Annotated in this window: 15 protein-coding genes (1 of these 15 only partly in view); 8 read left to right on the forward strand and 7 right to left on the reverse strand. The window is 61.0% G+C overall.

Features of this window, described 5'->3' with window-relative positions; translation table 11 throughout:
- Window positions 1-5865: the beginning of a non-ribosomal peptide synthetase gene (locus tag ACEN9A_RS19780; RefSeq protein ID WP_258670092.1), read on the reverse strand. It extends 6516 nt beyond the left edge of the window; only the first 5865 of its 12381 coding nucleotides appear in the window; its start codon is at window positions 5863-5865; its stop codon lies off the left edge, out of view.
- Between the two features lie 319 nt (window positions 5866-6184).
- Window positions 6185-6922, reverse strand: a complete 738-nt coding sequence (locus ACEN9A_RS19785) for a thioesterase II family protein (protein WP_258670095.1) — start codon at window positions 6920-6922, stop codon at window positions 6185-6187.
- Window positions 6923-7115: 193 nt separating this feature from the next.
- Between ACEN9A_RS19785 and ACEN9A_RS19790 the strand changes: the two genes are divergently transcribed.
- From ACEN9A_RS19790 to ACEN9A_RS19800, 3 genes are all read left to right on the forward strand, one after another.
- Entirely contained in the window at window positions 7116-8939 is a 1824-nt protein-coding gene (locus tag ACEN9A_RS19790; protein WP_258670098.1) for a glycoside hydrolase family 15 protein, read from the forward strand.
- 508 nt (window positions 8940-9447) lie between these two features.
- On the forward strand, window positions 9448-9834 hold the full coding sequence (locus ACEN9A_RS19795; protein ID WP_258670101.1) for a hypothetical protein: 387 nt from the start codon (window positions 9448-9450) through the stop codon (window positions 9832-9834).
- 57 nt (window positions 9835-9891) lie between these two features.
- Window positions 9892-10782, forward strand: coding sequence for an alpha/beta fold hydrolase (locus tag ACEN9A_RS19800; protein WP_019648325.1), 891 nt, complete (start codon window positions 9892-9894; stop codon window positions 10780-10782).
- Here ACEN9A_RS19800 and ACEN9A_RS19805 read toward each other — a convergent pair.
- Entirely contained in the window at window positions 10751-11743 is a 993-nt protein-coding gene (locus ACEN9A_RS19805) for a GlxA family transcriptional regulator (protein WP_019648324.1), read from the reverse strand. The two genes, ACEN9A_RS19800 and ACEN9A_RS19805, sit on opposite strands and share 32 nt — an antisense overlap.
- 90 nt (window positions 11744-11833) lie before the next feature.
- On the opposite strand from ACEN9A_RS19805, the gene inhA reads away from it, so the two are divergent.
- The gene (inhA, locus tag ACEN9A_RS19810) at window positions 11834-12520 is read left to right on the forward strand and encodes an isonitrile hydratase (protein WP_258670106.1); all 687 of its coding nucleotides are present in this window, start codon (window positions 11834-11836) and stop codon (window positions 12518-12520) included.
- 73 nt (window positions 12521-12593) lie between these two features.
- Here the strand turns inward: inhA and ACEN9A_RS19815 are convergent, their stop codons facing one another.
- Both ACEN9A_RS19815 and ACEN9A_RS19820 read right to left on the reverse strand, forming a co-directional pair.
- Window positions 12594-12932 carry an antibiotic biosynthesis monooxygenase family protein gene (locus ACEN9A_RS19815; RefSeq protein WP_019648322.1) on the reverse strand — a complete coding sequence of 113 codons (339 nt, stop codon included), beginning with the start codon at window positions 12930-12932 and terminating at the stop codon, window positions 12594-12596.
- 26 nt (window positions 12933-12958) lie between these two features.
- Window positions 12959-13588, reverse strand: a complete 630-nt coding sequence (locus tag ACEN9A_RS19820; RefSeq protein ID WP_258670108.1) for a LysE family translocator — start codon at window positions 13586-13588, stop codon at window positions 12959-12961.
- Between the two features lie 89 nt (window positions 13589-13677).
- Here ACEN9A_RS19820 and ACEN9A_RS19825 point away from each other — a divergent pair, with 89 nt between their 5' ends.
- Window positions 13678-15003, forward strand: coding sequence for an aminotransferase-like domain-containing protein (locus ACEN9A_RS19825; RefSeq protein ID WP_258670111.1), 1326 nt, complete (start codon window positions 13678-13680; stop codon window positions 15001-15003).
- 573 nt (window positions 15004-15576) lie between these two features.
- Here the strand turns inward: ACEN9A_RS19825 and ACEN9A_RS19830 are convergent.
- Window positions 15577-16065 carry an SRPBCC family protein gene (locus ACEN9A_RS19830; protein ID WP_018925328.1) on the reverse strand — a complete coding sequence of 163 codons (489 nt, stop codon included), beginning with the start codon at window positions 16063-16065 and terminating at the stop codon, window positions 15577-15579.
- 198 nt (window positions 16066-16263) lie between these two features.
- Between ACEN9A_RS19830 and ACEN9A_RS19835 the strand changes: the two genes are divergently transcribed.
- The 3 genes from ACEN9A_RS19835 (at window position 16264) to ACEN9A_RS19845 (ending at window position 18251) form a co-directional block, all read left to right on the forward strand.
- Complete coding sequence (locus tag ACEN9A_RS19835) at window positions 16264-17184, forward strand: ADP-ribosylglycohydrolase family protein (RefSeq protein WP_086945118.1); 921 nt, start codon at window positions 16264-16266, stop codon at window positions 17182-17184.
- A gap of 59 nt (window positions 17185-17243) precedes the next feature.
- Window positions 17244-17645, forward strand: a complete 402-nt coding sequence (locus tag ACEN9A_RS19840; protein ID WP_018925326.1) for a lysozyme inhibitor LprI family protein — start codon at window positions 17244-17246, stop codon at window positions 17643-17645.
- 249 nt (window positions 17646-17894) lie between these two features.
- Window positions 17895-18251 carry a hypothetical protein gene (locus tag ACEN9A_RS19845; protein ID WP_018925325.1) on the forward strand — a complete coding sequence of 119 codons (357 nt, stop codon included), beginning with the start codon at window positions 17895-17897 and terminating at the stop codon, window positions 18249-18251.
- Window positions 18252-18299: 48 nt separating this feature from the next.
- Here the strand turns inward: ACEN9A_RS19845 and ACEN9A_RS19850 are convergent, their stop codons facing one another.
- The gene (locus ACEN9A_RS19850) at window positions 18300-18554 is read right to left on the reverse strand and encodes a DUF1652 domain-containing protein (RefSeq protein ID WP_018925324.1); all 255 of its coding nucleotides are present in this window, start codon (window positions 18552-18554) and stop codon (window positions 18300-18302) included.
- Window positions 18555-18563 lie beyond the last annotated feature (9 nt).

Below are 18563 nucleotides of genomic sequence, written 5' to 3' on the forward strand. Positions count from 1 at the left end.
ATGCGCCCGGTCGAAGCTGTAATGCAGCGCTAGGGTCTGGCCCAATGTCACGGCGACGCTCAACGGATAATGGGTTTGCTCAAGGTTGGCGACATCGCCGAACACCACGCCTTGCTCCGCGCCCTGTTGCAGCGCCTGGGCAATCGGGTAGTTCTCGAACACCAGAATGTTGTCGAACAGCGCTTCGCCGCCCTGCCCGGCCCAGCGTTGAATGTCCGCCAGCGGCGTGTGTTCGAACTCGCGCAGGCTTAGGTTTTGCGCCTGTACCGCTTGCAACCAGTGGCCGACGCTTTGGTCCGGACGCGGCGCGCCGATCACCGGCAAGGTATTGATGAACAAGCCGACCGCTTGCTCGATGCCGGGCAAGTCTGCCGGGCGCCCGGCCACCGTGGCGCCGAAGGCCACGGTTTCATGACCGGTGTAGCGTTGCAGCAATAACAGCCACGCGGCTTGCACCAAGGTGTTGAGGGTGACTTTTTGTTGCCGGGCAAAGGCTTCAAGGCCTTGGGTGCGACTGACGTCCAGGGTCTGGAAGTGATCGCCATGCCCGCTCAGGGTTTCGTTGTCGGACATCACCCGCGCCAGTCGGGTCGGCTCTTGCAAGGAGGCCAACGGCTCGCGCCAGAAGTCCTGGCTCAGTTGCCCATCCTGACGCTGCAACCAAGCGATGTAATCGCGATAGCGTCCGCCGGTAGCTATCGGCGGGCGACCGCTGTAACGCTGCAAGACTTCGCCGAGCAGCTGCGAGTTGCTCCAGCCGTCCATCAGGATGTGGTGATGGGTGTAAATCAGCTGCCAGCTATCGGCTGCGGTGTGCACCAACACCAGTCGCAGCAATGGCGCCTGGCTCAGATCGAATCCTTGTTGGCGCTCGGCATCAGCCAGTTCATTCAAGGCCTGAAGCTGATCGCCACGCTCACGCCAGTCGAGCACGGTGAACGGCAACTGCACCTGTTTGTGGACGATCTGCACCGGTTGCTCCAGTTCGCCCTGCCAGACAAAACCGGTGCGCAAGATGTCCTGAGCATCGAGCGTGGCCTGCCAGGCGGCGCGGAAACGCTCGGGCTCGATGCCTTGCACATCCACCCGCAACTGATTGATGTACTCTCCCGCCGCCTGCTCGTACAAGGTGTGAAACAACAGCCCCTGCTGCATCGGCGACAGTGGATAGAGGTCGTCGAGTTGGCCGACGGCCACCGGCAGTGCATCGAGTTGCGCCTGGGTGATGCGCGCCAACGGGAAGTCCGACGGCGTGGCCTGTGGCGCTTCGAGGGTGCAGCAATGCTCGATCAAACCGTTGAGTTCGACAGCGTATTGATCAACCAGCTGCTGGATGGTCGCGGTGTCGAACATCTCGCGGCTGAAGCCCCAGCTCATCGACAGCTCGCCGCCGTACACCTGGCCTTCGACCGTCAGCCAGTTGGCCAGCGGTGCCGACGGATCCTGGGCTGCGCCGCTGCCTTCGCTGGACGGCACAAACAACGCCGCATCGTCGAACTGACGGTCGAACTGCCCAAGGTAGTTGAAGGTGATGCGCGGTTGCGGCAAGGCCGCCAGCGCGGCGCCAATCTGTGGCTCGGCCAGGTAGCGCAGCGCGCCGTAGCCCAGACCTTTGTCCGGCACCGCGTGCAGTTGCTCCTTGACCGTTTTGATCGATGCGCCGAGGTCGCCGGCCGGGCTCAGGTTGACCGGGAACAGACTGGTGAACCAGCCGACAGTGCGGGTCAAATCGATGTCGTCGAACAGGTCTTCGCGGCCATGACCCTCGAGCTGGATCAGCGTGCTGCTCTGCCCGGTCCAGTGGCACACGGCCCGCGCCAGCGCGGTCAGCAGCAGATCATTGACCTGCGTGCGATACGCCGCCGGCGCCTGTTGCAGCAGTTTGCGGGTTTGCTCGGCGTCGAAGGTCAGTTCGACTTTCTGCTCGAAACGGTTTTGCAGCGCGCCGTCAGGGCGGTCGCACGGCAAGTCGTTTTGCGCTGCATCGCGCAGTTGCGCCTGCCAATAATCGACGCTGTGCTGGAACGTTGGCAGATGGCTTTGCAGACGCGCCACCCAGCGCTGGTATGAACTGGTTTTCGTCGCCGTCGTCAGCGTCGAGCCGTCGCGTGCCTGGCGATAGAACTGCTGCAGATCCTCCAGCAATACCCGCCACGACACACCGTCCACCGCCAAGTGGTGAATCACCAGCAGCAGCCGCTGAGTGCCATCGGCCATCTGCACCGACAACGCTCGCAGCAACGGGCCGTTGCCCAGATCAAGACTGCGCTGGGCTTCATCGCACAGGGCATTCAGCTCTTCGAGCGATTGCGCCGAGCGTTGCCACAGCAACGACTCAACAGTCGCTGCGTCATAGGCCTGCAGCCAACCGGCATCGGTCTGTTGATAACGCAGACGCAACCCATCGTGATGCTGGAGCAACCGCGCCAACGCTTGATCCAGCGCCCCGGCATCCAGCGCTTCGCGCGGCACCAGCAGCAGCGACTGGTTCCAGTGATGACGCTCAGGAATGGCTTGCTCGAAGAACCAGTGCTGCACCGGGCTCAGGGCTACCGCGCCAACAGCCGGACCTTGATCGATCAGGTTTTGCTCACCGCTGCGGGCCACTTGCGCCAGGCTGCGCAGGGTCTGGTACTGGAACAGGTCTTTGGGGCTCAACAGGATGCCCGCCTGACGCGCGCGGCTGACCACTTGCATCGACACAATGGAGTCGCCGCCCAGCTCAAAGAAGTTGTCTTCCAGGCCGACGGTGTCGATGGCCAGGACGTCCTGCCAGATCGCCGCCAGGGACTTTTCCAGGGCCGTGCGTGGCGCCACGTGTTCACGTTGCTGCTGGGTGCCGTCGACCGCAGGCAAGGCCTTGCGGTCGAGCTTGCCGTTGGGGGTCAACGGCAATTGTTCGAGGAACAGCAGATACGCCGGGACCATGTAGTCCGGCAAATGTTGGCGCAGCGCAGCTTTCAGGGTTTCGCGCAGGTTCGCTTGAGCATCGGCATTGTCCGCCAACACTGCTACATCGGTGGGCACGATGTAGGCGACCAGTTGTTGACCGCTAACGCCATCCTGGGCCAGCACCGCCAGTTCGCGTACCGCGTCCTGCTGCAACAGCCGCGCTTCGATTTCACCCAGCTCGATCCGGAAGCCACGAACCTTGACCTGATGGTCGATGCGACCGACGTATTGCAACGCGCCGTCGACCTGATAGCGGGTCAGGTCACCGGTGCGATACAGACGCTCGCCGTTGCTGGCAAACGGGTTCGGCACGTATTTCTCGGCGGTCATGCCCGGTCGCGCCAAGTAACCCCGGGTGATGCCCGCGCCGGCCAGGTACAGCTCAGCCGATACGCCCTGCGGCACCGGTTGCAGATCGGCGTCGAGCAAATAGCTGGCGGTGTGCTTCAACGGTCGGCCAATGTTGGCGCTGCCGCCGGACTGGCGGCGGGTCCAAGTGGAATAGGTGGTGTCTTCCGATGGACCGTAGAGGTCGTAGACGTGCTCGATGGTCGGCTGCTGATACAACGCCTCCACCAGGCTTTGCTTCAGCGGTTCACCGGCGAGGTTGATGATGCGCACGCTCGGCGGAATCTGCCCGGCACTGTGCAGCGCATTGATCGCCGATGGCACCGTGTTGATCAGGCGCACCTGATCGCGGGCCGGCAGTTGCGGCAGCTCCAGGGCGTTACGAGCGATGATCACCGAACCACCGTTGGCCAGTGTGACAAACAACTCCCACACCGACAGGTCGAAACACACCGAGGTCGAGGCCAGCACACCTTGAATGTCATCGCGGCTGTACACCGATTGCGACCAGTCGATCAGCGCCAGCACGTTGCGATGGGCGATGGCCACGCCTTTGGGCTTGCCGGTGGAGCCGGAGGTGTAGATCACGTAGGCGAGGTTATCCGGCGTGACGCGAGTGACTGGTGCGCTGCTTGGGTAAGCGGCCAGCCATGGCTCGGCGCTGTCCATCAACAACACTTGTGTCTCGGCAGCGATGCTCAATGTTGCCCCAACGGCCTGCTCGGTCAGCAGCACCAATGCACGGCTGTCCTCAAGCATGTAGGCCACGCGGTCGGCCGGGTAATCCGGGTCCAGCGGCACGTAGGCGCCGCCGGCCTTGAGCACCGCGAGCAACGCCACCAACAGACTGTCGGAACGCTGCATCGCCACGCCGACCCGCACTTCCGGGCCCACGCCCAACTCGATCAGCTTGTGGGCGAGTTGGTTGGCGCGGCTGTCGAGTTCGGCGTAAGTCAGTTGTCTGGCCGCAAAGGTCACCGCCAACGCGTCCGGCATGGTCGCGACCTGTCTGGCGATCAGCTCATGAATGCACAGATCATCGGCGAAACCTTCGTCAGCGCGGTTCCAGTCATGGACGATGCGTTGGTATTCCTCGGCTTCAAGCAATGGCAAATCGCTGATGCGCTGCTGGCTGTCGTTGACCATGCCGTGCAGCAAATGGGTCCAGTGCCGCGCCATGCGCTCGATGGTCGGCGCATCGAACAGATCATTGGCATAGGTCAGCGCGGCATGCAGTGTGCCGGCCTTTTCATACGTATCCAGCGTCAGGTCGAATTGGGTGGTGCGCCCTTCCCATTCGATCACGCCCAGCTCCAGGCCCGAGGCGGTGGTCACCGTGGAAATGTCCGCCACTTGCGGCTGATGGTTGTACATCACCTGGAACAACGGCGTGTGGCTGAGGCTGCGCTCCAACTTCAACGCTTCCACCAGCCGCTCGAATGGCAAGTCCTGATGGGCCTGGGCGCCGAGGGCAGTTTCCTTGATGTCACTGAGCAAATCGGCCACGCGGGTCTGGCCGTCGAGCCGGGTGCGCAGCACTTGGGTGTTGACGAAGAAACCGATCAGGCCTTCGATTTCGCCGCGATTGCGGTTGGCGATCGGCACGCCGACGCGGATGTCGGTCTGCCCGGTGTAACGGTGCAGCAACGCGTTGAACGCACCAAGCAACAGCATGAACAAGGTGATGTTGTGCTTCTGCGCGGTGGCTCGCAGTTGCTCGGCCAGTGGGCCGTCGACGCCGAACTCGTAACGCGTGCCGCGATAGCTGGGCATCGCCGGGCGCGGGTGATCGGTGGGCAGCTCCAGCACCGGATGCTCGAAGCCCAATTGGGCTTGCCAGTATTCCAACTGCCGCGCCTGCTCCCCGGCCTCCAGCCAGCGGCGTTGCCACAAGGCGTAGTCGCTGTATTGAATCGGCAACGGCGCGAGCTGCGGTTGCGCGCCGGCATCATGGGCGTCGTAGCAGCGGATGAACTCGTCGATCAGCACGTTCATCGACCAGCCATCAGAAACGATGTGGTGCAGGGTCAGCAGCAGCACGTGCTCCTGCTCGGTGAGTTTGAGCAGCTTGACCCGCAGCAGTGGCCCGACGGCCAAATCGAACGGCAGCAACGATTGCTGCTGGGCGGCCTCGGTCACGGCCTGTTCGCGCTCAAGGGTTGGCAGCGCGCTGAAATCGACCTGCTCGATCACCAGCGGCGCATGGGTCGGCGCTTGTTGCAGGGACTCGTCGGCCTGGCGCTGGAACACCGTGCGCAGGGTTTCATGACGCGCCACCAGGCTGGCGAACGCCTGCTCCAGGGCCGGCAGGTTCAGTTGCCCAGTCAGGCGCACTGCGCCCGGCAAGTTGTAGGCGCCGCTGTGCGGGTCCAGTTGCCAGAGGAACCACATGCGCTGCTGGGCGTAGGACAGCGCTTGCCGGTCTTCGGCCTCGACCCCTTGCGGAATCGGAAAACGGGCGAAGTCCACGCCCTCCTTGTGCAAGGCCGCAAGGAACATCTGGCGCTTTTCCAGGGGCAACCCGATAAACCGGCGAGCAAGTTTCAAGGAGTCTTCAGCATTCATTTCTTAGCATCCGGATCAGTAGGCAGGAAGCACAAAGGCACGTCGTCCCTATGAAACGAATGCAGACCGGAAAAATTAGCGTTTGAGAACAAGTATCAGGAAGGGAGGTCGAAGCGGCTGGAATCGGCGGTGCGGCGAAGAAATGACGGCCGAACACAGACCTGTGGCGAGGGAGCTTGCTCCCGCTCGGCTGCGCAGCAGTCGTAAACCGGCGAATGCGGTATTCCTGACACAGCGAGGTCGCAGGTTTTAGGGTCGCTTCGCAACCCAGCGGGAGCAAGCTCCCTCGCCACAGAAATCACCAAACTGAAGCATCGTGTTAACCGACAGCCGCCAAGGCATGCCGCCGATGATGCCCCCCCAGCTGATCCTTGATCAGCCGCAGCACCTTGGCTTCGTGTTCATGAATGAAGAAGTGCCCACCGGCCAGCATGTCCACCGAAAAACTGCCGTGGGTTTCCTTGCTCCAGCCGATCAACTGTTCGGTGGTGGCCTTGTCGGCCTTGCCACCCAGCACATGCACCGGGCACTTGAGCAATGGCCGCTGTACCGGCTGAAAACGCCCGCACAATAGAAAATCCGCGCGCAGAATCGGCAGCGTCAGGCTCATCAGCTCTTCATTGGCCAGCACCTCTTCGCTGGTGCCATTGAGCGTTCGTAGCTGCTCGATCAACTGCGCATCGGTTTTCGGCTCGGCAAAACCACGGTCGTAATCGGCCCGCATCGTCGGCGCCGCCGTTCCCGAGGCAAACAGCGCCACCGGTTCCGGACAACCCAACGCACGGAAGGCGTGGGCCAGTTCACACGCGAGCAAGGCGCCCAAGCTATGACCAAACAAGGCATAAGGCGCCTTGAGCGTCGAACGCAACTCCTTGGCCAATTGCATCGCCAGCGCGCGCATGTCGGTGTGCAACGGTTCGCCGAACCGTGCGCCCCGCCCCGGCAGCTCCACCGGTTGCAACTGCAGCCACTGCGGCAACTTGCGCCGCCAGCGACTGTAGACCATGGCACTGGCGCCAGAATACGGCAGACACAGCAGGGTCAACTTGGTCACCACGTTTACCTCAAAAAGTCGTCTGTATGGGAAGACGACCCACGAGGGGCGAAAATTAGTCGGCGCCGGTAAATCCCGCCAGGGAGAAAGCGTCGAATTATTGGTTGAGTGTGAACGCCGGTTCGTCGCCAAATGAACTCTCTGTGGCTTAAACCAGTCAGCTGGTTAGGCCCTCGAATCCCGGAGTTCTGCGGCAATGGCTGATCATTCCGAACGACAAAGCGCGATCGACGCCCACGGCATCATTGGCGACATGCGCAGCGCGGCGCTGGTCAACGACAAGGGCAGCGTGGACTTTTTCTGCTGGCCGGAATTCGACAGTCCGTCGATCTTCTGCTCGCTGCTGGATACCCCCGATGCCGGCATTTTCCAACTGGCCCCGGACCTGCCCGACGCCCGCCGCGAGCAGATTTACCTGCCCGACACCAACGTTTTGCAAACCCGCTGGCTCAGCGATAACGCAGTGGTCGAAGTCATCGACCTGCTGCCGATCGGCGACAGCGAGGATGATTTGCCGATGTTGATGCGCCGGGTGCGCGTGGTCAGCGGTCAAGCGACGATACAGATGCTCTGCAACCTGCGTCATGACTATGCGCGAGCTCACACCAAGGCCCGGGCGCGTGGTCGGAGTGTGTATTTCGAGGCCTCCGGTCAGCCACCCATGCAGCTGTGTTCGGATCAGCCCTTGCGCGTCGAAGGCAATGCGGCGATAGCCGAGTTCACCCTCGAACAGGGCCAGAGCGCCGAGTTTCTGCTCGGCGGCGTTGACGATCCGCGCTTCAAGGAAGGCGCCGCTGCACTGTGCCTGGAGCGCACCCTGAAGTTCTGGCGCGACTGGATCGGCCAGTCCAATTACCGCGGGCGATGGCGGGAAATGGTCAATCGTTCGGCCCTGGCGCTGAAGCTGCTGACCTCGCGCAAACACGGCGCCATCCTCGCCGCCGCCACCTTCGGCCTGCCGGAAACACCCGGCGGCGCACGCAACTGGGACTACCGCTACACCTGGATCCGCGACGCCTCGTTCACCGTCTATGCCTTCATGCGCCTGGGCTTCGTCGAGGAAGCCAACGCCTACATGCGCTGGCTGCGTGGCAGGGTCAGCGATTGCCACGGTAAGCCGATGAAACTCAACATTCTCTACGCCATCGATGGCCGCCAGGAGTTGCCGGAAACCGAACTTGCGCACCTGTCCGGCCATGGCGGCGCGACGCCGGTGCGCATCGGCAATCAGGCGTACGAACAAATCCAGCTCGACATCTTCGGTGAGCTGATGGATGCGGTGTACCTGGTCAACAAGTACGGTGAAGCGATCTCCCATGAGGGCTGGAAACACACCGTGGAAGTGGTCGATCAGGTCTGCGAAACCTGGCAGCAAAAGGACGTTGGCATCTGGGAAATGCGCGGCGAGCAGCATCATTTCCTGCACTCGCGACTGATGTGCTGGGTGGCGCTGGATCGGGCCATCCGGCTGGCCTCCAAACGCTCGCTGCCCGCCCCGTTCGCCCGTTGGGACCAGACTCGTCAAGCGATCTACGCCGACATCTGGAGCAACTTCTGGAACGAAGAGCGCGGGCATTTCGTCCAGCACATCGGCGGCACCGGCCTCGACGGCTCGATGCTGCTGATGCCGCTGGTGCGCTTCGTCAGTGCCAAGGATCCACGCTGGATCGCGACCCTCGAAGCCATCGAAAAAACCCTGGTGCGCGCGGGCATGGTCTACCGCTACCGCAACGACGACAGCCAGATCGACGGCCTGCCCGGCACCGAAGGCGCCTTCGCCGCCTGCTCGTTCTGGTACGTCGAATGCCTGGCCCGCGCCGGCCAGGTGGAAAAGGCGCATCTGGAGTTCGAGCAATTGCTGCGGTACGCCAACCCGCTGGGGCTGTACGCCGAAGAGCTCGACAGCCACGCCCGACACCTGGGCAACACACCACAAGCACTGACGCACCTGGCGCTGATCAGCGCGGCGAGCTTTCTGGATCGGAAGTTGAGTGGGGAGAAGAACTTCTGGCAGCCTTGAGGCTGAGGTGCTGGCTTCGCTGTAGGAGCGAGGCTTGCCCGCGAAAGGGCCACCAGCCTCAACACATGGCTTGCTGCTCCCGTTCCTCAACTACAACCGTCAAAACTCGTCGGAAATATCCACTTTTACGACACTTTTTGTAGGATCAAGACCTACCCGCGATGAACTTAAACACGCACCGCCAGCCACTATTGACCTCCCGTGGCGAGGGGGCTTGCCCCCGTTGGGTCGCGTAGCGGCCCCTCGAATGCTCAACCACATTCCTCCAGAAGCACCGTATTTACTGGCTTAGCGACTGCTACGCAGCCGAACGGGGGCAAGCCCCCTCGCCACAAGAGTGTGTAGGCCAATCGCCTACATTCACTAAACAAACCAGCCCAATCAACACCTGGTAACTGATTCCTACATCCGGAAATACCTTGTTGCCAGCGCCTATATCCATCCCTACCATCCACGCTCAACGGGCACAGCGGAGCTGTCCAACAAAACCCGAATTCAAGGAACCAGAATGACCCAGCGCATCCATCGCAGCATCGATACCCCACTCCGATCAGGCCTGAACCGGACTGAACTATGGGAGGGCCACGACAAAGGCCTGATCAAATGCTGGGAGATCGGTCGCCAACGCGCCGCCCGCTTCCCCGACCTCGCCCGACAATGCCTAACCGGCGAACTCCCGGTGCTGGGTTGGAAAGGTGGCGTCAGCCGCAGCCTGAAGAAACTCGAAAAATACGGATCCCTCAAATACCTCGCCCAATGGCAGGGGTTGCGCGGGGAAGATCTGGATATTGATCTGAGCGCAGAACGGGCGCTGACCTGTTCCAGGACCAAAATGGTCGTGACGTATACGCCGGACCGGTCGAAGTACTTCAATCAGATGGACGTGGAAGCCTGAGGAAAGGGCCCGGGTCGATCTGAATCAGCCGTTGATAGACAGCCTATGGAGCATCGAATGCAGACCCAACATGTCCTGACGCCAAACCTCGATATTGCCTGCGAAACACACGGCCCCAGCACCGGCGACCCGATCATTCTTCTGCACGGCTTCCCCTACTCCCCCCGCGCCTACGACGAAATCGCCCCAACCCTCGCTGCGAAGGGCTACCGCGTCATCGTCCCGTACCTGCGCGGCTACGGCCCGACCCGTTTCAACGCCCCCGACACCCTGCGCTCCGGCCAGCAAGCCGCCCTCGCCCAGGATTTGCTGGACCTGATGGACACTCTCGCCATCAAACAAGCCGCGCTGTGCGGTTACGACTGGGGCGGTCGGGCGGCGTGCATTGTCGCGGCGCTAAGGCCAGAGCGGGTGCGCTGCCTGGTGACCGGGGACGGTTACAACCTGCAGAACATTCCCCGCTCCACCGAGCCTCTGGATCCGCAGACCGAACATCGTCTCTGGTATCAGTATTACTTCCACACCCCACGCGGCGTGGAAGGCTTGACCCAAAACCGCCGGGCCCTGTGCGAACTGCTCTGGCGCCTGTGGTCGCCGACCTGGGCGCAAAATGTCGAACGATATCCCTTGAGCGCGCCAGCCTTCGATAATCCGGATTTCGTCGACGTAGTAATTCACTCGTACCGGCACCGGTTCATGTATGCGCCCGGCGACCCGGCGCTGGAGTGGATGGAAGAAGCGTTGACCCGACAACCGGCAATCAGCGTGCCGACGATTTCCCTGTGCGGCGCCGATGATGGCGTGGGCCCCGCGCCGGACATCGATGAAGACGCCGAGCATTTTACCGGCCCTTACGAACGCCGAGTGTTGGCGGGCGTCGGGCATAACATTCCCGAGGAAGCACCCGAGGCGACGCTCAAGGCAATACTGGATCTGCTGGAGGACTGACGGAAAACCGCTCGCGATAAGCCTGCGGTGTCACGCCCATGGCCCGCAGAAAACTGCGGCGCAGGGTCTCTTCGCTACCAAACCCGCATTGCACCGCGACCCGTTTGATCGGTACGCCGGTGTCGCTGAGCAGTCGTCGCGCGGTCTCGACCCGAATCAGCTCAATGGCCCGCGCCGGGGTCTGGCCAGTGTCGGCGCGGTAGTGACGGACGAAGCTGCGCTCGCTCATTCCGGCCTGCAAGGCCAAGGTCGGAATGCCGAGGTCCTTGGTGAGGTTTTCGCTGATCCAGGCGTGAAGCTCGTCGAATCGGTTGCCTTCTTTCTGCAACGACAGGGTCACGCTGAACTGCGACTGGCCCCCCGGACGCTTGAGAAACACCACCAGTTGCCGAGCGACTTCGAGGGCCATGGTTCGGCCGAGATCCTGTTCGACCATGGCCAGCGCCAGGTCAATGCCTGCGGTAACCCCGGCCGAGGTCCAGACCGGACCGTCGTTGATGAAGATCGGGTTGGGTTCGACCTGCAGTTTGGGATGCTGCTGCGCCAATTGCTCGCAGCGGGTCCAGTGCGTCACCACCCGTCGACCATCAAGCCAGCCGCTGGCCGCCAGCAAAAACGCCCCGGTGCACACCGACGACACCCGCCGGCAATCTCGCGCATGCTCACGCACCCACGCCACCAGCGACACGTCCTGCGCTGCCGCGTAAACGCCCCAGCCACCGGCAATGATCAAGGTGTCGCTGCCCCGATCCGGCAGCGGCTCCGCCAACAGCGCCAACCCCGCCGACGACATCACTGCCCCGCCACCGCTGGCAATCACTGACGGCGCATAGGGCGGCGGCAAACCTTGCTGGCGGGCAATGTCGTTGGCCGAGGCAAACACCTGCAACGGCCCGGTGACATCGAGCACTTGCACGTTGGCAAAGGCCAGCACATGAATGGTTTTCGGGTGGCTTGGCATGTTTGGCGTAATTCGTGGGGTTATTGGCGTATTCGCCAAATCCTACGAGCCTACAGTGAAGCCGTCCACCCCAATCAGGAGAAAAACGCCATGACGTTGCAGATCGGTTTACTGTTGTTTCCACAGGTTCAACAACTGGACCTGACCGGCCCTTATGACGTGCTGGCCTCGCTGCCGGACGTGAAGGTGCATCTGATCTGGAAAGACCTGGTGCCCGTCACCGCGAGTACCGGGCTGGTGTTGAAACCGACCATCACCTTCGACGATTGCCCGCCGCTGGATGTGATCTGCATTCCCGGAGGTGGCGGCGTCGGCCCATTGATGGAGGATGAACAAACCCTGGCCTTCATCAAGGCTCAGGCCGCGACGGCGCGGTATGTCACCTCGGTCTGCACCGGTGCCCTGGTGCTTGGCGCGGCGGGGTTGCTCAAGGGCAAGCGCGCCACCACTCACTGGGCGTATCACGAATTGCTCGGGCTGTTGGGGGCGATCCCGGTGAAGGATCGGGTGGTGCGCGACGGCAATCTGCTGACCGGTGGCGGGATCACCGCAGGCATCGATTTTGCCCTGACCCTGGCCGCTGAATTGTTCGATAAGGACACCGCGCAACTGGTGCAATTGCAGCTGGAATACGCCCCGGCACCGCCGTTTGCGTCGGGCAGCCCCGAAACGGCGCCAGCCAGCGTGCTGGAGGAAGCCCGTAAACGCGCTGCCGGGTCGTTGAAATTACGTACGGAAATCACCGAACGTGCAGCGGCGAAACTCGATCTCCAGTGAAAGAGATGGCCGCGGGGGGCTATCCCCCCGCAGTCAGTCATTCAGGCCGGGAATCCGTCGCGGAAAACCTCGCTCAAGCATTCGCCGCACGCCGGCCATTCGGCACAAACAGCTCGAACGAGTCATCGCCATAAGCCCGCTCCACTTTAGCGATCACCACTTGATAACCCGCATACCACTTGCGGTACTGACGCTTGGCCTCCAGGTGTCTGGGATGGCTGGCGAATTCCCGGATAGAAGCTTCGTCCTGCCAGTAGTAACTGGCGTTGACCAACTCACCATCGGCCGAGCACCAGGACTGGGTACCGACGAACCCTTCGATGCTGATCGCGACTTCGTCGATCAACGTGCTCAACCGGTTGAACTCCTCGTCTCGTTGCCCGGGTTTGTAGATAAACGATGCGATGTACATGCAGAGGTTCCTTTTCAGTGAATGAGTCAGGCCGGACGTGTCATCAGGGCCAGCCGGACGGCGAGCAACAGCAATACCGCGGCCAGCCCCAATGACTGCCATCTGGCGAATGTCGACGTGCTGGAAATACGCCGGCTGACCGTGCTGCCGAAAACCCCGAGCAGGGTGTGAAACACGCCACTGACCAGGGTCAGCACCATGCCCAGCAGCACCAGCTGTACGGCAATCGAGCCTCGTTGCGTGTTAACGAATTGCGGCAGGAACACCATGAAAAACAGCAAGGCCTTGGGGTTCAACAGGCTGTTGAGCATCGCCCGGATCAGCAGGGTCTTGAGCGGCACCTGCGCAACATCCGACATGCCGCCGGCCGATGGCTTTTGCAACGCCTTGAGCGCCAGCCACAGCAGGTACAAGACACCGGCATAACGGATCAGGTCGAAGGCCGGCGGCCAACTGGCAACCAGTGCCGTAACGCCCATCGCGGTCAGCGCCGTCAGGATCAGATCGGCCAGGCCAATGCCCAATCCCGACGCCACACCACCGCGCCAGCCATAACTGGCGCCATGGCTGATCACGAAGGCCATGTTCGGTCCGGGTGACAGCAACAACAACATCACCGCGCCGACGAAAATCGATAAGGTCGCAAGGTCAATCACAGCGCAGTCTCCCTCCTGGAAAGCCTGTAGGTTAGAGCGCCAATCTGATACAAACAAAAAATTGATCCAGATACAAAGAGCCCTCACCCATGACCCGTATTCGCTACAAACGCCTGGTGGATCAGTTCGCCGGGAAGATTCGCAGCGGTGAACTGCCACCCGCCACGCAATTGCCGACCATTCGCGCATTGATGCAGCGCGAACGGATCGCCCTGGCCACGGCATTGCGGGTCTATCACGAGCTGGAAGCGATCGGCCTGGTGGTTGGCGAAATCGGTCGTGGCACCTTTGTGCGCGACACGTCCTTGCCACGCGGACTGGGTCTGGAACAGCAACCACTGGGCGTCGGCATGGTGGACCTGACCTTCAATTACCCGTCGGTACCCGGCCAGGACGAGTTATTGCGCGAGGGTTTGCGAGCGATTGCCGCCTCCGGGGATATCGATGCGCTATTGCATTCCGCGCCTCAGGGCGGGCGGCCGCATGAACGGCAGACGGCGGCCCGGCATTTACGCAATCGGGACATTCGAGTGGGGGGCGATCAGGTTCTGATCGTCAACGGCGCCCAGCAAGGTCTTGCCGTGACGCTGATGGCACTGCTCAAGCCGGGAGATATTCTGGCCCTCGACGCCCTCACCTACCCCGGCCTGAAAACCCTGGCCCAGGCCCATCGGCTGGACCTCGAAGCCCTGCCGCAAATCGCCGGACACACCGACCTCGACGCCCTGGAAGCACTGTGCAAGCGGCGCCCCGTGCGGGCGCTCTACAGCATGCCGACGATGCACAATCCGCTGGGGACGGTGATGTCCATCGCCGACCGTGAGCGCCTGGTGCAATTGGCCGAACGCTACGACTTTCTGATCATCGAAGACGGCGCCTATGCCTTCCTCGCAGAACCGGCACCCAAACCGCTGTTTACCCTGGCCCCGCAGCGCACGCTGTACATCAGCGGCCTGTCGAAAAGCGTTGCCTCAGGCCTGCGCATCGGTTTCATCGTTGCACCGAAAGCGATGATGCCGGCGCTGGAACAAGCCATTCGCGTGTCGACATGGAGCACCCCGTCGCTGACCGTCGCGCTGGCCTGCCGCTGGATCGATAGCGGCGAAGTCGACAACCTCGAAGAGCAAAAGCGCCTGGACGCCCGGCAGCGACAGAACCTGGCTCGGCAAATCCTGAAAAATTGCGAACTGGTGGCGCATCCCGCGTCCTACTACCTCTGGCTCAGATTGCCCGAAGGCTTGCGGGCCGAAACGGTGGTTGCCGAGCTGGAACGTAAAGGCGTGCAGGTGACCAGCGCCGATCCCTTTGCCACGACCACTCATGTGCCTCCTGCACTGCGGGTGGCCATGGGATCGATCAGCCTCGACGTGTTGAAGCGCGCCTTGGAGACTCTGCGTGCAGTCGTGGACATCTGACGGACTTTTCTGACACCCATAAAAAAACCCGCCTAAGCGGGTTTCTCAAGACCATTACGACATCCTGTCGGTAGCCATCCTGGCGTATGGTCGATCATCCGTGATCCTGAACACGTCCTGTGTTCAGTTGATGGATCCAGATTAAACACATCGATGAAGCTTCAAAAGACGACATAACAGCGGCTGCGTGTAAGCCATTGACCATTCAGCGCCTGAAAGCAGCCCCTGTAGCAGCTGCCGAAGGCTGCGTTCGGCAGCTGCTACTAGCACGGGTACAGGTACGGGAGATCGGTCGCAGTTTCCTGCAGACGAAAAAAAACCCGCCGAAGCGGGTTTTCCCAAGACCATATCGACTCCCTGTCGGCAGCAATCCTTGCTTATGGTCGATCATCCGTGACCCTGAGCACTTCCTGTGCTTCAGTTGATGGGGCTAGATTACGCTTCGGATCCAATCAGCAATAGACGATATAGCTACTACCACGTGTAAGACATTCGCTATAGCCGCCCTTCCGAAAACCCTTAGACGTATCAACCATCACGGGCCGAAGCCGCGAATTTCGCGGCTTGCAGCCATCAACTTCCCTGACGCTCGTGGGCCTTGGTGTTTTCTGCCAGAAACTGTTCGATGTTGTTCATCTGCTCATCCCAGCCACGGCTGTCCATGCGGAAAGCCTTGAGCCTGCGCGACTGGGGAACGTGATCGAAACCGGACTCGACGACCGTCAACAGCGTGCCTTCGTCCATGTCCTGGAGTTCGAATTTCACCAGCGTGGTGGGCTCCTGAGAGTAATCGACTTCCGGCTCCACCGCATACGGGTGCCAGCGAAACGAAAACACCCGCTCCGGCTCGACCCGCTCCACCAGTACATTCCACAACAAGTGCTCATAACCAGGATACGTAATCTGCCCCTGGGTCCACTCGCCGGCGACAAAGCGCTTGCCTTCGAGTGCCACGCCGAACCATTGTCCGAACATTTCGGCATTGGCCAGCATGCGCCAGACCCGCGAGCGCGGCGCCTTGAGCAGGATCTTCCTTTCGATGCGATCTGATGCTGGGTTCATAAGTCACCTCCTGTATTGAACAGTAGGCCCGTAAAGACCAGAAGACCAACCTAAAAGTTGTATCAAACGGCTGATGCAATCAACCGTACCTGAAATATTCGGCCTCGATTTTGGCCATAAGTTCTGGTTTGAAAGGCACAGTCAACGGATTGAAACTGCTAACGTTTGCAACGACGTGCAACCTTACAAGGAAGATTCATGCAGCCTTCACTCACGGAGCGTTATCGCGCAACCCTGTTTGGGCTTGCTTGCGCAGATGCTATCGGCACCAGTGTCGAATTCCAGCCACGCGGCTCGTTCGAGCCCCTGACCGATATGGTTGGCGGCGGCCCGTTCAATCTGAAGCCGGGGCAATGGACCGATGACACATCCATGGCACTTTGCCTGGCTGAAAGTCTGCTGAACAAAAAAGGTTTTGATGCGGCTGACCAGATGGGCCGTTACCTCAACTGGTGGCAATGGGGTTACCAGAGTTCGACCGGCGAATGCTTCGACATTGGCATGACCGTACGTGACGCGCTGGTTCGTTATCAGAAAACCGGTCAGCCATTCGCAGGCTCCTCCGATCCCGACACGGCGGGCAACGGTTCGCTGATGCGGCTGGCGCCGGTAGTCTTGTACTACTTTCCCGACCGCGACCGGATCAGGACGTTTTCCGTAGACAGTTCGCGTACTACCCATGCCGCGCCGGAGGCACTTGAATGCTGTCAGTTGCTTGCCGAACTGCTCCGCAAGGCATTGCTAGGCGCCACCAAGCCGGATTTGCAGCGCCTGCCAGAGACAATATTCCTGGAACCAAAAGTCATGGCCATCGCCCGAGGCGACTACCTCGACAAGTCCAAAGACGATATCCGGGGCAGCGGCTACTGCGTTGCATCACTGGAAGCGGCCTTGTGGTGCTTTCACCACACTGACAGTTTTGCAGCCGCCATCCTCGAAGCCGCGAACCTGGGTGACGACGCCGATACCACTGCCGCCATCGTCGGTCAGTTGGCCGGGGCTCACTATGGTGCGCAGGCCATCCCTGAAGGCTGGCTGGCGAAGTTGCACAGGCGCGCTGACATCCAGGTTTGTGCGGACCAGTTACTCGCGGCTTCAGGCGCCCTTTCTACAAGCTGAAGCCTGCGTCTTCGCTACACTGCAACCTCCTCTTTTCAATTGTCACAGCGAGAATTCCCATGCACCCACGCTTGCTCCTGGCACTGACGCCGCTGCTGTTCACCCCTCTTGCGCATGCCGTCGACTGCGACAACGCCACCGACCAGACGACGATGAATCAGTGCGCAGCGCAGCAGAACAAGGCCGCCGACAAGGAGCTGAATGCGCTTTACCAGCAGATCACCACGCGATTGAAGGACAGCCCTGACGCCAAGAAGCTGTTGGTCGGTGCCCAGCGCTCATGGATTGCGTTTCGCGATGCCGAGTGCAAGTTCTCGGCGTCCGGAGTGGAGGGAGGCAGTGTTTACCCGCTGATCTATAGCAACTGCACCACGGCGCTGACCAAGGCGCGGGTCGAAGCCTTCAAGACTTACTTGAAGTGTAAGGAAGGGGATTTGAGTTGCCCGGTGCCTGAGGCGTGATGCGGCGGCGTTCTTGATGCCGCCGCGTGCCAGCTTAACGATCACTATAAAAATCAATCAGTTACTTGAAATAACTGGCTTATGGGCGCGTCTGAACGAGATCGCCCGCGTCTAATATCGCGATACCTGTTGCAGTGTGAGACAAGCATAGAGGCCCCCGGCCGGAACACTTCATCGCCCGGCGATTGACGATGCTGCAGTGCAGGCGCGAAATGTGGGTTCACCGATTGCCAGTCAGAGGGTAAGAACATGGCAAGCATAACGGTCCTGGCGGGGGACTTTCTGCAGGGTGATGGAGAGTACACAGACGGCGTTTTCACGCTCAGGACGTCGCTTCACCCGTGGCCCGGCATCACCCTCCCGCTCTCATTGTTCAAGAGTGTAGAAGTGGCCAACGAGGATTCGATCAACAACATCAAGGATGTCATCGGCTTCGGCGTGGCGGGGGCCATGTTGCTGGGGCCTATCGGCGCAATTGCCGGCTTCATGTTGGCTGGCAAGGAAACCGAGGTAACCTTTCTGGCCACACTCAAGGATGGAAGAAGGTTGCTGGCGGCTGTAGACAACGACACGTTCGATGAGATTTCCCGAAAAATCCCGTCCTGACATGACAGACGCACGCCGCACCATCGACAGGTGCGGCGTGACATCGGTTCAGCTGTAGAACGTCGGGTGAACGCCTTTGTGAGCCTCGATTTCCAACCGCATATCAGCCACCAGCGATGCAATTGCATGGGGACTGTCCAGTGTCCATACCGGTACGTGAGTGGCCACCAGATCCACTTTGCCGGTCATGCAATCGCAGACCCGAATCGTCAGGAACTGGTCTGCCTCCATGCTACAGGTGCACACGGCGGGCAGAAAACTTTGCTCGATGATGTTTTGGATTTCCAGGGGTGATAGGAACATCGCTACCTC

This window comes from Pseudomonas sp. Pseusp18 (assembly GCF_059506005.1).

What these genes read in the sequence shown, in the direction of transcription:
- ACEN9A_RS19790 (WP_258670098.1), top strand. Translation starts at nt 7,116, where the DNA reads ATGGCTGATCATTCCGAACGACAAAGCGCGATCGACGCCCACGGCATC.
- ACEN9A_RS19795 (WP_258670101.1), top strand. Translation starts at nt 9,448, where the DNA reads ATGACCCAGCGCATCCATCGCAGCATCGATACCCCACTCCGATCAGGC.
- ACEN9A_RS19800 (WP_019648325.1), top strand. Translation starts at nt 9,892, where the DNA reads ATGCAGACCCAACATGTCCTGACGCCAAACCTCGATATTGCCTGCGAA.
- ACEN9A_RS19805 (WP_019648324.1), bottom strand. Translation starts at nt 11,743, where the DNA reads ATGCCAAGCCACCCGAAAACCATTCATGTGCTGGCCTTTGCCAACGTG.
- inhA (WP_258670106.1), top strand. Translation starts at nt 11,834, where the DNA reads ATGACGTTGCAGATCGGTTTACTGTTGTTTCCACAGGTTCAACAACTG.
- ACEN9A_RS19815 (WP_019648322.1), bottom strand. Translation starts at nt 12,932, where the DNA reads ATGTACATCGCATCGTTTATCTACAAACCCGGGCAACGAGACGAGGAG.
- ACEN9A_RS19825 (WP_258670111.1), top strand. Translation starts at nt 13,678, where the DNA reads ATGACCCGTATTCGCTACAAACGCCTGGTGGATCAGTTCGCCGGGAAG.
- ACEN9A_RS19830 (WP_018925328.1), bottom strand. Translation starts at nt 16,065, where the DNA reads ATGAACCCAGCATCAGATCGCATCGAAAGGAAGATCCTGCTCAAGGCG.
- ACEN9A_RS19835 (WP_086945118.1), top strand. Translation starts at nt 16,264, where the DNA reads ATGCAGCCTTCACTCACGGAGCGTTATCGCGCAACCCTGTTTGGGCTT.
- ACEN9A_RS19840 (WP_018925326.1), top strand. Translation starts at nt 17,244, where the DNA reads ATGCACCCACGCTTGCTCCTGGCACTGACGCCGCTGCTGTTCACCCCT.
- ACEN9A_RS19845 (WP_018925325.1), top strand. Translation starts at nt 17,895, where the DNA reads ATGGCAAGCATAACGGTCCTGGCGGGGGACTTTCTGCAGGGTGATGGA.
- ACEN9A_RS19850 (WP_018925324.1), bottom strand. Translation starts at nt 18,554, where the DNA reads ATGTTCCTATCACCCCTGGAAATCCAAAACATCATCGAGCAAAGTTTT.